Source organism: Methylomonas sp. LL1, from assembly GCF_015711015.1.
In the GTDB taxonomy this organism is placed as follows: Bacteria; Pseudomonadota; Gammaproteobacteria; order Methylococcales; family Methylomonadaceae; genus Methylomonas.
Genome location: NZ_CP064653.1, coordinates 4385403 through 4399521, shown reverse-complemented (window position 1 = coordinate 4399521; position 14119 = coordinate 4385403). Strand labels below are relative to the sequence as shown.

Below are 14119 nucleotides of genomic sequence, written 5' to 3'. Positions count from 1 at the left end.
TCGCGATCAACATATTTGGCATTGACAATGAGTACAGACTTTCTCAAAAATCATCTTAGTTCTTTACAGCCGGCATCATTTCTCCGATCCTAGCGCCATAACGTAAAAACACCCTCGCCGGCATGAAATCATTTTCCCGCAGCAATTCCAGCATCCCCGCCAATGGCTCGCGCCGCCGCTTTCTAAAGTTGACCGCCGCCGGCCTGGTGACGGCCAGCCCCCCGGCTTCGGCATTATTTCGGCTGACCAATCCCTGCCTCGACCCGGCCGCCACCCCCGTATCGGCGTTGGAATCGGCCGCCTGGCAAGGCATCGACCCAGCCGACTGGTGGGATTGCCACACCCACATCGTCGGTTCCGGCGATGGCGGCAGCGGCATTACTCAAAGCCCGGACATGCACGCACCGCTACGGCATCCGATTCAAACCCTACAGCACTGGGCTTACGCCAACGCCGCCTGCATCGGCGATGTCGGCGCACAAGATATTGCCTTCGTCGAGCGCCTCCAAGCATTGCTGGATACCCTGCCCAAGGGGGCCAAGGCCATGCTGTTTGCTTTCGACCGCGCGCACGGCGCCAGCGGCGATCCCGACCATGCCAACACCTCGTTTTTCGTACCCAACGAATATGCCCGAGCGCTGGCGCAACAGTATCCGGATCGTTTCGAGTGGGTCGCCAGCATCCATCCTTATCGGCCCGATTGCGTGGCGGTTCTGGAACAGGCCGCCGCGAACGGCGCGCGGGCGGTGAAATGGCTGCCGCCGGCGATGGGCATCGATCCCGCTTCGCCGCAATGCGACCGGTTTTATAAGGCGGCGGCCAAGCTGAACATTCCGATCATCAGCCATGGCGGCGAGGAAAAAGCCGTTCATGGCGCCAACCAACCTCTGTTCGGCAATCCATTGCGCCTGAGGCGGGCATTGGATGCCGGAGTAAGAGTCGTGATCGCCCATTGCGCGAGCATAGGCACCGACATTGCCGACGACGGGCGGGAAGTCAGAAGCTTCGACATCTTCACCCAACTGATGGCGGAAAAGCAGTGGCGGCAGCAATTGTTCGGCGATATTTCCGCGATCGTATTACGCAACCGCGACCCCGAAGTGATTAAAACCCTGCTGACCGAAACCGGCTGGCACAGCCGCCTGTTGTACGGTTCAGACTATCCGTTGACTGGCATTTTGCCGCTGATCTCGCCCAAAACCCTGGCCGAGGCAGGCCTGCTGGCGGAAGACGCCGTCGAGCCGCTGTTGGTCCTGCAGGATTACCATCCGTTTCGCTTCGATTTCGTGCTGAAACGCAGTCTGTCCTGGCGAGGTCAGCGTTTCGCGGACACACTTTTTGCGACTCGGCCGTTTTTTACCGAGCACCCGTAATCGGTGCCGGACATGCGGCGGCTCAATGGCCCAAACTTTCCCGCACCGTCAAGCCGGCCGCCTTTCGCGCCGGCCAATAGGAAGCCAGCCAGGCGAGCATTGACAAAATGGCCAACCAATAGCCGACCGCCCACCAGTCGAAGGCAAAATCCAGTTGTATTCCGAGCATGATCTCGCCTAATTGGCGGGAAACCGGCTCGGCGGCAACATAGGCCAACGGTAGGCTAAGCAGCCAGGCGACGATACCCTGCAACAGTCCCTCCAGCATAAACAGCCGATATACCGCCTTGGAGGAGGCGCCGATGGCGCGAAGCACGCCGATCTCGCGGGTACGCTGCAACACGCCGATGGCCAGCGCGCCAGACAAACCGATGCCGCCGACGGCGGCGATCATGCAGGCCAGCCCGGACAGAGTCCCGATGACAGGATTGAACTGGTTACGGGCAAATTGGCGCTGGGCCAGTTTGGCCTGAGTGGCGTAGGCATTCAGCTCGATGCCCTGTTGTTGGAAAGCTTGTTTTAAGCGCCGCAAATAGTCGGCTTCCCGGTTCAAATCGGTAATCGGCGCGTCGATTAAGGCAAACGAGGCCATTTCAGGACCTGGAGTAATGTCCCTTAGCGTTTCCAAACTAGCATAAACCGGCTCGACCGTCGGATTACCGCCCGCCAGCCAGCGATAGGTGCCAATCACCCGCCAGGCTTGACTGGCGGCTCCGATCGTAATATCCAGCCAGTCACCAACCCGTATGCCGTTCAATTCGGCGCTATCGGCGCTGATCAGCAATCGCCGTTGCCCGGCATCGTCGGCGTTCAGCCAACGGCCGGCTTCGATCAAGGGCCGGTATAGCTTAGAATCCGCCGGAAGCGCCAACAATTGCGCACCCAAACTGCCTTTTTGCCGTAAGGCCCGGCCGTTTTTGGACATTTCCATCGGTAAGCGCCGCCAAACTTCCACTTTTCCGCTCTCCGCGATCTGTCCGGCAATTTCGACCACCTTTGATTCGGGCTGGTCGATACTGAAACCCAGCAATACCGCGTAACGGCTTCGCGCCATTTCATTGTCCAGGGTCAAATTCAGCGAAGTTATCAGGCTCATCAACACTAAAAACATCACGCCGGCTAGGATCAAGACGCCTTGAGTCAGCACCAGCCTGGCCTTGCGCCGAAACAAATTACCCAGCGCGGCGGCATGCAATGTCGGCAGAAAGCGGGCGCCGAAACGTTCCACCCATGAATCCAGGCGGCTGTAGCCAAAATCAGCGCCCAAACCGTAGCTGGCGATAGCCACGCGCACCGTCATGGAGGCCCCGCGCAAAACCGGCCCCACCGCCGCCAACACAGGCGCCAGCAAACCTCCCAGCACCATCCAGTAAATAGCGCGCTTCGACACCTCGAACCTGCCGCAATCGATATTGAACAAGCCCAGCAATTGACAGGAACTGAAGTAGGCGGCGGCCAGACTGAACGGCAAAGCCAATAGAACCCCGACCAGCGCCAGCAAAAGGGTTTCGCTGAAATAAACGGCCGCTATGGTGCTTGTTCTGGCTCCCAGTGCTTTCATCACACCTATCTGGTCGGTTTGCTGAGCGATATGTGCGGCGATGGTGTTCAATATCAGCACACTGGCCAAGGCCAGCGAAACCAGCGCCATGATTTTCAACACGCCATTGACGCCGGCCAGAAAAGGCCGCCCCCAGTGCTTATCGGGGTCTTGCAACAGGCTGACATTAACGGCCAATTGATGCCGTGCCAGTAAGTTACGAATATCGACGGCGACGGCACGGGCTCGATCGGCACTATAAGGCGGCGTGATTTGCACCAACAGTTGCCGAAAGCTATTGGCCGGCACACCAAATAATGCCGAGGAAGAAGCATCGGCAAAAAAGTGCGGCTGGCCACCGAATTTAGGCGGTTTGACGAACGGATGGCGAACAATGCCGATTATCGGCAAGGTCTTAGTCCCTTCAACGGTTTGGAATTCGAGCTGATCGCTGATGTTAAAACCGCCGAATGCCGCCGACAAGTTTTCAACGGCGACCTGGCCGGATGACGGCCAAGCACCCGAGTCCAAGCCGGTTTGATCGTAGCGCTGATCGGTATAATCGGGCCGGATCATCAGCGTAGCCAGCGTCCACTCGGTTTGGCCGGATCGCCTGAAATGCATCGTCACCGGCGTCATGCTGTCGATACCTGCCACGCCGGGCAAGGCTTTGATCCGTTCCAATAAGCCGTTGTCCGCATCGCCACGCAATATCAGATTGATATGCGAGGGTTGCGATTGCCGGTGGGCGGCGTCCATCTTGCTTAATTGCAGATCGATCATGCCGAACAAGGTACCGACGCAAAATACGCCGATGGCGATACTGGCGATGGCCAATAGGCTGCGGGATTTCGACAGCCATAAGTCGGCCCGGACTTTATGCCACAGCGTATTCAAATGCCCGCCGGATCGGTGAAAGCCGGCGAGGTGTCGGCATGAATGCGGCCGGAACGGATTTCCAACTTGCGGCTGGCGGCATCGGCCAAAGCCTCGTTATGGGTGACCATCACCAGGGTTTTGCCCTGATCGCGCAAATGAGCAAACAAATCGAACACCGATTCGGCGGTGGCGGCATCCAGATTGCCGGTGGGTTCGTCGGCCACGATCAACGGCGGATCGTTGGCCAAGGCGCGGGCAATTGCGGCCCGCTGTTGCTGGCCGCCTGACACCTGGCTGGGCAGACGATGCGCTTCATCGCCTAGCCCTACCCGCTCCAATAGTTGCAGGGCACGATCCCGGCGCTGGCGTTTATTCAGTTTGCCGAGAAAATCCATCGGCAGCACAATGTTTTGCAACAGACTCAGGGCCGGCAGCAACTGAAAGAATTGAAACACGATGCCGACATTGGCGCCGCGCCACAAGGTCAGCTTTTCGTTGCTTAATTTTTGCAAGGCCGCCCCATTGACGACGACTTCGCCTTGGCTAGGATGATCGATACCGGTCAGTAGATTCAGCAGGGTCGATTTGCCGTTGCCGGAAGGGCCGACTATGGCGACGAACTCGCCGGGGAAAATATCCAAGTTGATGTCATGCAACACCGTTTGCAAACCGCCGGCCTGCGGATAAGCTTTGTAAACCTGTTTCAGTTCGATGATTTTTTCCATGACAACCGGCAAATTGAGGTATTTTACACGAGCAGCGGCCACGACCGCCTGCCCATCAAATCAACCCGTGCCGGAGGGCAATTCATGACATCGGTACGCATCATTTGGCTAATACTTTGTCTGCTTTGGGTGATTGCGGAAATCCGGCTGGCGCGCAACTTGCGACCAAACCACAAGACTATCGTGTCCGGCGAACGGCGTTCGCAATGGCTGTTATGGTTAAGTGTTTTGGCCGGCCTGGGTTTTGCGTTCTGGTTTAAACAACTGGCCTGGCTGCCGATCCCGATTCGCTATTTGCCCAGACAGCTGTTGGCGATGCTGCTGTTCGCCGGCGGATTAAGTCTCAGATACTGGGCAATTGCGCAACTTGGACGTTTTTTCACTAGCCACGTCACTATCCAACGGCAGCACAAACTTATCACGAACGGCCCTTATCGCTGGGTTCGGCATCCGGCTTATACCGGTTTATTGCTGGCCTTGGCGGCGGCGGGATTGGCGATGGGCGATGTCATGGCCGTGGCCTGCACCAGCCTGCCGACTTTCCTGGCTTTTAATTCTCGAATCGAACTGGAAGAGCGGATGTTAAAACAGAAATTTGCCGAGGCTTATATCGAATACAGCCAGGGCACCTGGAAATTAGTGCCCTGGCTGTTATGAAAGTCCCGCATTCGAATGGTTCCTTTTCGGGATGCTGATATTGACTGATCAATTAGGAGAAATTACCTGTAGCGTCGATTGACGGCTCTTGATTAGCCCCAAAATTAAGCCAATAACGCGCCGACCTGGGCTTGTGACATAGTTCCGAAGGCATTTTGTGCTTGATTCGGCTGACTCCGGATACTCGTCACCATTTGATCCACCAACTTCCGAGCCTGTTGTTGATCGGGAATTTGATTATTCATGTCTTTTACGCCTGTAGAACTCGCTAGCCTGAGTGATTCACTGGATAGCTCGACGCTGTCGCTAGCCGCGCTACTATCCGTGCCCTTCCGGTCGTCAGGTTTGTCGGTTCCGACCGTCTTGGGACTGGCTGGCGCGGGCTGGTTGGCTATCCTATTTTGCTTTAAATTTACACTGTTGATGTCCATGGTCGACTCCTCTTGGTTAGTCAGACATTTCAAATTAATGGCTTGATTCTACTCCAATTTAGCAAGGCATGATTGCCAAAAGATTTTAAAAAACATACCTGGCGCACAAATCCGCCACAGCCTTGCAAGCCCTTGAAGTTAAACTTTAATTTTTTCCGGTTTGTTAGCTGTTAAAATTCATCTCCAGCGGCTTTGGGTTTAAAACCGGGCCGGCTTAAACTATTCACCTTAACCACAAATTAGCAATGACCACAAAACCCAGTTCCGACCTGACTACGTTCGAAAATCCCAGACCCGCGCGCGATTTCACCATCCGGATCGACATTCCGGAATTCACCTGCTTGTGTCCGATGACCGGCCAGCCTGACTTTGCCAAATTGGTAATCGAATATGTTCCAAACCATTTGTGTGTCGAATTGAAGTCGTTGAAACTGTACATGTGGACTTTCCGCGAACGCGGCGCGTTTCACGAAGCCGTCACCAACGAAATCCTCGACCATATCGTCGCGGCGATTTCACCCAACTTCATGCGCTTGCGGGCCGAGTTCAACGTACGTGGCGGCATTTACACCACCGTGATTGCCGAGCACCGTAATCCGGCCTGGCAGCCGCCAGAACTGGTCAACCTGCCCTAAGCGACCGTGAGCGGCAAAACCTACTATAACGCCGACATTGCCGTCGCGCTGAAATACGACGGCAAAAATGCGCCGAAAGTCACCGCCAAGGGTGAAGGGTTGACCGCTCAACAAATTCTGGCGATTGCCGAAAAGCACGGCGTCCCGCTGCAAAACGAGCCGGAACTGGCCAGAATACTGGCGCAAGTGCCGCTCGGCGATGAAATTCCGCAGCAGTTGTATATCGCCGTCGCCGAAGTCATCGCCTTTGCCTACTTTATCAGCGGAAAAACTCCCGACTCCGAATCATGACCTTGAAACATATTTTTACCGTTCTACCCCAATACGTCCTGCCCCATCATTTTCTGTCGGGATTGATGTCCAAACTGACCCATTGCCAAAACCCGGCATGGAAAAATCTGTTCATCAAATTAATCATTCGTCTATACGGCGTCGACATGAACGAGGCCAAATTCCAGAATTTGGATCACTATTCCAGCTTCAATGATTTTTTTACCCGCGAATTAAAAGACGGCGCTCGCCCGATCGCCCCCGCCCTCGATGCGCTTGCCTGCCCGGCGGACGGTGTAGTCAGCCAGGCCGGCCCTATCGAAGACGGCAGGATTTTTCAAGCCAAGGGCCACGATTATACGGCGCTGGAATTATTGGGCGGGGATGCCGAGCGCGCCCAGGCCTTTAAAAACGGCTCCTTCGCCACCATCTATCTTTCGCCCAAGGATTATCACCGCCTGCATATGCCGCTAACCGGTACCCTGAGGGAAATGGTGCATATTCCGGGCCGTTTATTCAGCGTCAACGCCGCCACCGTGGATGGCGTGCCGAACCTGTTTGCACGCAACGAGCGCGTCGCCTGTATTTTCGATACCGAAGCCGGACCGATGGCGCTGGTACTGGTCGGCGCGATTTTCGTATCCAGCGTCGAAACCGTCTGGCATGGCGTGGTGACACCGCCCAGCATTGGCGAACCAAGAACCTGGCATTACCAAGCCGATGCCCCGGTACTGGAAAAAGGCGCGGAAATGGGCCGCTTTAACATGGGCTCGACTATCATCGTGTTGTTTGGTCAAAACCAAACCGCCTGGAACGATGATTTTGTTGCCGGTAAACCGGTAAAATTGGGCGAAAACATTGGACGTTATGCTGGATAACACTTGCAAAATCAACCGGAAATGCGTTTAGCACTTCTAGTGTGGCATAATGCCACGCTGTCCGGTTAGGTACCGGAATCGAATTACAACACGACGATAATAATTTTAAGAGGATGACAATGAGCTTTTTTATCTCTGATGCCATGGCGCAAGCCGCGCCAGCAGCCACTCAACCCGGTTTTGAAGGCATGCTGTTCCCATTAGGTATTCTGATATTTTTCTACTTTCTGTTTATTCGCCCCCAATCCAAACGCAACAAGGAACAAAAACAAATGTTGGCGGCGCTAGACAAAGGCTCGGAAGTGGTCACCACCGGTGGCATTCTGGGTAAAGTGGCGGAACTGGACGACAACTTCGTCAAATTGGAAGTGGCCGACAACAGCTTTATTCAGGTTCAACGCCATGCCATCGCCAACATGATGCCTAAGGGCACTTATAAAACCTTAAACAAAAAACCGAAAGTTTAAGTTTTTTCACGAACCCGCATAACAATCGAACCCCCGATCCTTAGTCGCAGCAAGGCTGTCACTGCTTTTAACGGAAACCCATGCAAAATCATTTCCCGCTCTGGAAAAATATTCTAGTCCTGACCGTTCTGATTTTCGGCATTCTTTATGCCTTACCCAATCTTTACGGTAACGATCCGGCAGTACAACTTGCTTCCAGCAACGCCACTCCGCTGCAACAAAGTCAAGCCGACGAAGTCGCCGCCAGCATCAAAGCCGCCGGTTATACGCTGAAATCGTTCGAATTCAAGGACGGCAAAATTCTGGCGCGTTTTAACAATACCGACGAGCAGATGAAAGCGGCGGACATGCTGCGCGACAAAATGTCCGAACGCGCTACTGTTGCGCTGAATCTGGCGCCGGCTACTCCCGCCTGGCTCGGCATACTCGGCGCGGAACCGATGTATCTGGGCCTGGATTTGCGCGGTGGCGTGCATTTCACGCTGGAAGTCGACATGGATACCGCGTTGAAACAAGCCGATGAGCGTTATGGCAATGACATCCGTAGCGCTTTCAGAGACGCCAAGGTCCGCTATCAATCTGTCAGCAAGGAAGCCGACGGTATTAAAATCGTTGTGCCAAACGAGGAAGCCCGTGTGGCGGCGGCCGAAGTGCTGAACAAGGACTTCCATAATCTGGACCTGACCGAAACCGGGCCCAATGAATTTTTGCTGACACTGCCCGAACGCGAAATATTTGCGATCAAAAAATCCGCGCTGGACCAAAACATCACCACGTTGCGCAACCGGGTCAATGAACTGGGTGTAGCGGAACCTATCATCCAGCAACAAGGCAGCAGCCGTATCGTGGTGCAATTACCCGGCGTGCAGGACACCGCGCGCGCCAAGGAACTGCTGGGCACCACCGCCACCCTGGAATATCGCATGGTGGATGTCGAACATGACGTCAAGTCGGCCATTGAAGGCCATGTGCCGGTCGGCAGCCGTTTATACAAGGATAAAAACGGTGCTCCGGTACTGTTGAAACGTTCGGTGATAGTCACCGGAGACCAAATCACCGATGCCTCTTCCGGCCTGGACCAGGACGGCCAAGCAGCGGTATTCATCACGCTGGACGGCGTTGGCGCCAAAAAAATGGGTAAGTTTACCCAGGAAAACATCGGTAAGCCGATGGCTGTGGTATTCATCGAATACAAATCGGAAACCAAGGTGGTCGACGGCAAAAAAGTTCAACATAAAGAAAAAGTTGAAAAAGTCATCAGCGTCGCCACCATCCGCGATTCTTTCAGCAAACGCTTTCAAACCACCGGCCTGGATAGTCCTCAGGAAGCTCGCACCTTGGCGCTATTGCTGAGAGCCGGCGCGTTGGCGGCCCCGGTTGAAATCGTCGAGGAGCGCACCGTCGGACCTAGCTTGGGCCAGGAAAATATCGATCAAGGCATGACCTCGATTCAAGTCGGCTTCCTGCTAGTGGTGGTGTTCATGATCATCTATTACCGCGCCTTCGGCTTGATCGCCAACTTTGCGCTGATCTTCAACGTAGTGCTGTTGATCGCCATTCTGTCGCTGTTGCAAGCCACCCTGACCCTGCCGGGCATGGCCGGTATCGTGTTGACCGTGGGTATGGCGGTGGATGCCAACGTCTTGATCAACGAACGCATACGCGAGGAACTACGCAACGGCAACAGCCCGCAAGCCAGTATTTTCGTCGGCTATGAAAAAGCCTTCGCCACTATTTTGGACTCCAACGTCACCACCTTGTTGGTCGCGCTGTTGCTATTCGGCTTCGGCACCGGCCCGGTCAAGGGTTTCGCGGTGGTATTATGCCTGGGTATCCTGACCTCTATGTTCACCGCCATTACCGGCACCCGCATGCTGGTGAACTGGTTTTACGGCGACAACCGCCGGGTCGAAAAACTGTCGATCTAAACAGGTTATAATTCAGTAAATTTTTATCATTAACCTCAACTGGAGTTTTAAAAAATGGCAATTGAACGTACTTTCTCTATCATCAAGCCCGACGCTGTCGCTAAAAACGTGATTGGAGAAATTGTCAGCCGCTTCGAAAAAAATGGTTTGCGCGTAGTCGCATCCAAAATGCTGCAACTGAGCCAAGAACAAGCCGAAGGCTTTTATGCCGAGCATAAAGAACGCGGTTTCTTCAAAGACTTGGTCAGCTTCATGATTTCCGGCCCCGTCGTTGTCCAAGTCTTGGAAGGCGAAAATGCGGTCCTGAAAAACCGCGAACTGATGGGCGCAACCAATCCTAAAGAAGCTGCGGCCGGCACCATTCGCGCCGACTTCGCGGTCAGCATCGACGAAAATGCCGTGCACGGCTCGGATTCCCCAGAATCCGCTGCTCGGGAAATCGCTTACTTCTTCTCCGCCGATGAACTCTGCGACCGCATCCGTTAAACCGGCGCTGATCAATCTGCTGGATTTCGACAGGAAAGGTCTGCAGACCTTTTTTGTCGGTCTGGGCGAAAAACCGTTTCGCGCCACCCAGCTGCTGAAATGGATCTATCAGGAAGGCGTGGTCGACTTCGACGAAATGACCAATCTGAGCAAATCCTTGCGCGGCTATCTCAAGGAAAACTGCTGCATCCAACCACCGGAAATCGTCGCCGAACAATTGGCCTCCGACGGTACCTGCAAATGGGCCATGCAAACCCATTGCGGCAACAAGGTGGAAACCGTTTACATCCCGGAAGAACGCCGGGCCACGCTTTGCATTTCCTCGCAAGTCGGCTGCGCCTTGGCCTGTAGCTTTTGCTCCACCGCCCAGCAAGGTTTTAACCGCAATTTGAGCACGGCCGAAGTCATCGGCCAGTTGTATCTGGCCCAGCAACGCCTGGGTAGCGAACGCCGCATCACCAATGTGGTGATGATGGGCATGGGCGAACCGTTATTGAATTTCGACAATGTCGTCGCGGCGATGAATCTGATGATGGACGATTTTGCCTACGGCCTGTCCAAACGCCGGGTCACCATCAGCACCTCCGGCGTGGTACCGGCCATGAACCGCCTGAACGAAGTTTGCGATGTCAGCATGGCGGTATCCCTGCACGCCCCCAATGATGAATTACGTAATCAATTGGTACCGATCAACATCAAATATCCGCTGGCGGAATTGATGGACGCCTGCCGCGCTTATGCCCAAAACGGCCCGCGTAAGCACATCACGTTTGAATATGTGATGCTGGACGGTATCAATGACAGTGAGGAAGACGCCAAAACCTTGGTAAAACTGCTGAAAAACGTGCCTTCCAAAGTGAATCTGATTCCTTTCAATCCTTTCCCGCAATCGCAATACCGCTGCTCAAAAAACGTGGCCATCCTTAAATTTCGGGATGTGCTGCATAACGCCGGCATCGTCACCACCATCCGCAAGACCCGCGGCGAAGATATAGACGCCGCCTGCGGTCAGTTGGTCGGTCAAGTACGGGATAAAAGCCGCCGCCATCTAAAATTGCAAGCGGCAAGGACAGCCCCCCATGCTATTTAAGCATGGCGCGCGCCTGCTCGTTTTTGCCGCCACCTGCGCCTTAGCTGGTGCCTGCGCATTCATACCCGACTTCGGCGGCAGCAGCATGAGCAATAGTGAAAAAGCCACGCTTAATTTGCAAATGGGCGTACGTTATCTGGATATGGGCATGCTGGACGTCGCCCAGGAAAAGTTGGAAATAGCCTATGACCTGGATTCCGGCAACCCTGAAACCCTGAATGCGCTGGCGGTGTTTTACGAGCGCATGAAGGACGACGAACAGGCCACCGATTATTATCAATCGGCCATCGGTAAAGCCCCCGACAATTTCAGTATCAAAAACAACTACGGCCGTTTTTTATGCGAACGCGGTAAACATGAACAAGGCATGGCGATGCTGCGGGAATCGTTGGATGCGCCGATGAACAAACGGCCCTGGCTGGCGTTGAGCAATATCGGCATCTGTCTGATACAACAAAATGACGTAGTGCAAGGCGAGGAGTATTTCCGCCGAGCCTTACAGGGCAACCCGGAATATTCGCCGGCCCTGCTGGAAATGATCAAAATCAGTTATAACAAACAGCAGTTCATGTCGGCGCGCGCGTTTTTGGAACGTTATCTGGCGGTTGCCAAACACAGCCCGGAGACATTATGGTTTGCTTTTCAAACGGAACGCTCGCTGGGTAACCAACAGGGCGCCGACAGTTACAAAGAACAATTACTCACCGCTTTTCCGACCTCCAAAGAGGCGCTACAAGTCAAAACCGCGATCAGCAAATAATCCGGCATCGATAAACATTTATGGCAAAACAACAACAGGCTATCCAAGCCATCCGCGGAATGCATGACATTCTGCCCGAACAATCCCCGTACTGGCAGTGGCTGGAACAACATGCCCGACAAGTCCTGGCCGCTTACGGTTACCAGGAAATCCGCCTGCCTATCGTGGAAAAAACCGAACTGTTCAAACGTTCGATCGGCGAAGTCACCGACATCGTCGAAAAGGAAATGTACACCTTCGACGACCGCAACGGCGACTCATTGACCCTGCGCCCGGAAGGCACGGCCGGCTGTCTGCGGGCCTGCCTGGAACACGGCCTGCTGCATAACCAAAGCCACCGGTTATGGTATTACGGGCCGATGTTCAGGCACGAACGCCCGCAAAAAGGCCGCTACCGCCAGTTTTATCAACTAGGAGTGGAAACCTACGGCATGCCCGGCCCCGACGTCGATGCTGAGATGATCCTGCTGACCGACCGGCTTTGGAAAAAACTCGGCATACGCGATAAAGTCGAACTGCAATTGAATTCGCTCGGCACCACCGAGGAACGCGCCGCCTACCGGGAAAAACTGGTCGAGTATTTCAAACAGCACATCGATGTGCTGGACGACGACAGTTTACGCCGCCTGGAGACCAATCCGCTGCGCATCCTGGACAGCAAAAACCCGGACATGCAACTGATGCTGAGCGAGGCGCCGGTGCTGCTGGATCATCTGGGCGAAGACAGCCTGCGGCACTTCGACAGCTTGAAAACCATGCTGGACGATCTGGGCGTCTGCTATGAATTGAATACCCGCTTGGTGCGCGGCCTGGATTATTACGGCAAAACCGTGTTCGAATGGGTCACCGACGAACTCGGTTCACAAGGCACCATCTGCGCCGGCGGCCGCTACGACGGCCTGATCGAACAACTGGGCGGCAAGGCCAATCACGCGATCGGTTTTGCGATGGGCATGGAACGGATACTGGCACTGGTCGAACAACTCGATACGGTAGCCATCGAACCAGTTGTCGATGTCTACATGATACGCGTCGGCGAGGCGGCCGAAAAAGCCGGTCTGCTGTTGAGCGAACAAATACGTGATGCGATAGACGGCTTGAAACTCCAAGTCCATTGCGGTGGCGGCAGTTTCAAAAGCCAATTTAAAAAAGCCGATAAGTCAGGCGCCGCGTTTGCGATTATCATAGGCGATGAAGAAGCCCAACGCGGCGAAGTGGCGTTAAAATCGTTACGTATCGAACAAGAACAAATCAGCTTGAGCCATGACGATTTATTGCGAACGCTAAAGCAATGGCACGCCGACAAACCTCTTTTGCATAAAAACTAAGCGAGACATACCGTGGCAATTTACGATACCGAAGAAGAACAAGTCGAACAGTTAAAAAAATGGTGGGAAGCCAATAACAGCTCGCTGATTGCCGGCGTGGCAACCGCCGTCGTACTGGTGGCCGGCTGGAATTTCTGGCAAAACCATCAATTGGAACAACGCAGCCAAGCCTCGCAAATGTATCAGCAGTTGCTGGTCGGCGGCGCCAACAACGATAACGCCTCCGTCGATAAATTGGCGGATCAACTGGCCGTCGAGCACGGTTCCTTGGCTTATAGCCATTTCGCGGCGCTGCAAAAAGCCAAAAGCAAAGTACAACAGGGCGATCTGGAAGCGGCAAAAGCCATTCTGGAGCAACAACTGCAGAATCCGGGTAGTCAGGAATTACAGCATGTTGCCCGCCTACGCTTGATTCAGCTGATGCTGGCAAGCGGTCAATACGAACCCGGCTTGAAACTGATTGCAGAAGTCGACCCGGCCAGCGCCGAAGGCTTCGCCGCCAGTTATGACGAACTGGAAGGCGATTTGTACGTGGCGATGGACAGGCTGGACGAAGCCCGCAACGCCTATCAAAGCGCCATCCGAAGCGGACAGGCAACGCCATTGACCCAGTTCAAACTGGACGACATTGCCACACCGGGCTTTAACCCGGAAGCCGCGAAATAATCATCG

15 protein-coding genes are annotated in these 14119 nt (G+C 54.5%); 12 read left to right on the top strand and 3 right to left on the bottom strand.

Features of this window, described 5'->3' with window-relative positions; all coding sequences use genetic code 11:
- The first annotated feature begins 122 nt into the window (after positions 1-122).
- Positions 123-1373: an amidohydrolase family protein gene (locus tag IVG45_RS20670; protein ID WP_196435634.1), complete on the top strand. Its 1251-nt coding sequence runs from the start codon at positions 123-125 to the stop codon at positions 1371-1373.
- A gap of 22 nt (positions 1374-1395) precedes the next feature.
- On the opposite strand, the gene IVG45_RS20665 is transcribed toward IVG45_RS20670, so the two are convergent.
- Together IVG45_RS20665 and IVG45_RS20660 are read right to left on the bottom strand one after the other, a co-directional pair.
- Positions 1396-3810, bottom strand: coding sequence for an ABC transporter permease (locus IVG45_RS20665; protein ID WP_196435633.1), 2415 nt, complete (start codon positions 3808-3810; stop codon positions 1396-1398).
- A complete protein-coding gene (locus IVG45_RS20660) occupies positions 3807-4517 on the bottom strand; it encodes an ABC transporter ATP-binding protein (protein WP_196435632.1) in 711 nt (236 codons plus the stop codon). The genes IVG45_RS20665 and IVG45_RS20660 overlap by 4 nt, the downstream gene beginning before the upstream one ends.
- 84 nt (positions 4518-4601) lie before the next feature.
- Between IVG45_RS20660 and IVG45_RS20655 the strand changes: the two genes are divergently transcribed.
- Complete coding sequence (locus tag IVG45_RS20655; protein WP_196435631.1) at positions 4602-5174, top strand: methyltransferase family protein; 573 nt, start codon at positions 4602-4604, stop codon at positions 5172-5174.
- Between the two features lie 104 nt (positions 5175-5278).
- Here IVG45_RS20655 and IVG45_RS20650 read toward each other — a convergent pair whose 3' ends face one another.
- Complete coding sequence (locus tag IVG45_RS20650) at positions 5279-5605, bottom strand: hypothetical protein (protein WP_196435630.1); 327 nt, start codon at positions 5603-5605, stop codon at positions 5279-5281.
- Between the two features lie 245 nt (positions 5606-5850).
- Here IVG45_RS20650 and queF point away from each other — a divergent pair, with 245 nt between their 5' ends.
- From queF to IVG45_RS20600, 10 genes are all read left to right on the top strand, one after another.
- A complete protein-coding gene (gene queF, locus IVG45_RS20645) occupies positions 5851-6240 on the top strand; it encodes a preQ(1) synthase (RefSeq protein WP_196435629.1) in 390 nt (129 codons plus the stop codon).
- Between the two features lie 6 nt (positions 6241-6246).
- Positions 6247-6531: an EscU/YscU/HrcU family type III secretion system export apparatus switch protein gene (locus tag IVG45_RS20640; RefSeq protein WP_196435628.1), complete on the top strand. Its 285-nt coding sequence runs from the start codon at positions 6247-6249 to the stop codon at positions 6529-6531.
- A complete protein-coding gene (gene asd, locus IVG45_RS20635; protein ID WP_196435627.1) occupies positions 6528-7388 on the top strand; it encodes an archaetidylserine decarboxylase in 861 nt (286 codons plus the stop codon). The genes IVG45_RS20640 and asd overlap by 4 nt, the downstream gene beginning before the upstream one ends.
- Positions 7389-7507: 119 nt before the next feature.
- Positions 7508-7855 (top strand): preprotein translocase subunit YajC, encoded by a 348-nt coding sequence (gene yajC / locus IVG45_RS20630; protein ID WP_196435626.1) that lies wholly within the window; start codon positions 7508-7510, stop codon positions 7853-7855.
- Between the two features lie 80 nt (positions 7856-7935).
- Complete coding sequence (secD, locus tag IVG45_RS20625) at positions 7936-9783, top strand: protein translocase subunit SecD (RefSeq protein ID WP_196435625.1); 1848 nt, start codon at positions 7936-7938, stop codon at positions 9781-9783.
- A gap of 54 nt (positions 9784-9837) precedes the next feature.
- Positions 9838-10269 (top strand): nucleoside-diphosphate kinase, encoded by a 432-nt coding sequence (ndk, locus tag IVG45_RS20620; protein WP_196435624.1) that lies wholly within the window; start codon positions 9838-9840, stop codon positions 10267-10269.
- The gene (rlmN, locus tag IVG45_RS20615; protein WP_196435623.1) at positions 10244-11359 is read left to right on the top strand and encodes a 23S rRNA (adenine(2503)-C(2))-methyltransferase RlmN; all 1116 of its coding nucleotides are present in this window, start codon (positions 10244-10246) and stop codon (positions 11357-11359) included. The genes ndk and rlmN overlap by 26 nt, the downstream gene beginning before the upstream one ends.
- On the top strand, positions 11349-12119 hold the full coding sequence (pilW, locus tag IVG45_RS20610) for a type IV pilus biogenesis/stability protein PilW (protein ID WP_196435622.1): 771 nt from the start codon (positions 11349-11351) through the stop codon (positions 12117-12119). Before rlmN ends, pilW begins: the two co-directional genes overlap by 11 nt.
- A 20-nt stretch (positions 12120-12139) precedes the next feature.
- Positions 12140-13447, top strand: a complete 1308-nt coding sequence (gene hisS / locus IVG45_RS20605) for a histidine--tRNA ligase (protein ID WP_196435621.1) — start codon at positions 12140-12142, stop codon at positions 13445-13447.
- A gap of 12 nt (positions 13448-13459) precedes the next feature.
- The gene (locus tag IVG45_RS20600; RefSeq protein ID WP_196435620.1) at positions 13460-14113 is read left to right on the top strand and encodes a YfgM family protein; all 654 of its coding nucleotides are present in this window, start codon (positions 13460-13462) and stop codon (positions 14111-14113) included.
- Positions 14114-14119 lie beyond the last annotated feature (6 nt).

Coding starts and splice junctions, on each gene's coding strand:
- rlmN (WP_196435623.1), top strand. CDS start 10,244: ATGAACTCTGCGACCGCATCCGTTAAACCGGCGCTGATCAATCTGCTG.
- ndk (WP_196435624.1), top strand. CDS start 9,838: ATGGCAATTGAACGTACTTTCTCTATCATCAAGCCCGACGCTGTCGCT.
- secD (WP_196435625.1), top strand. CDS start 7,936: ATGCAAAATCATTTCCCGCTCTGGAAAAATATTCTAGTCCTGACCGTT.
- IVG45_RS20670 (WP_196435634.1), top strand. CDS start 123: ATGAAATCATTTTCCCGCAGCAATTCCAGCATCCCCGCCAATGGCTCG.
- pilW (WP_196435622.1), top strand. CDS start 11,349: ATGCTATTTAAGCATGGCGCGCGCCTGCTCGTTTTTGCCGCCACCTGC.
- IVG45_RS20655 (WP_196435631.1), top strand. CDS start 4,602: ATGACATCGGTACGCATCATTTGGCTAATACTTTGTCTGCTTTGGGTG.
- queF (WP_196435629.1), top strand. CDS start 5,851: ATGACCACAAAACCCAGTTCCGACCTGACTACGTTCGAAAATCCCAGA.
- yajC (WP_196435626.1), top strand. CDS start 7,508: ATGAGCTTTTTTATCTCTGATGCCATGGCGCAAGCCGCGCCAGCAGCC.
- IVG45_RS20650 (WP_196435630.1), bottom strand. CDS start 5,605: ATGGACATCAACAGTGTAAATTTAAAGCAAAATAGGATAGCCAACCAG.
- asd (WP_196435627.1), top strand. CDS start 6,528: ATGACCTTGAAACATATTTTTACCGTTCTACCCCAATACGTCCTGCCC.
- hisS (WP_196435621.1), top strand. CDS start 12,140: ATGGCAAAACAACAACAGGCTATCCAAGCCATCCGCGGAATGCATGAC.
- IVG45_RS20660 (WP_196435632.1), bottom strand. CDS start 4,517: ATGGAAAAAATCATCGAACTGAAACAGGTTTACAAAGCTTATCCGCAG.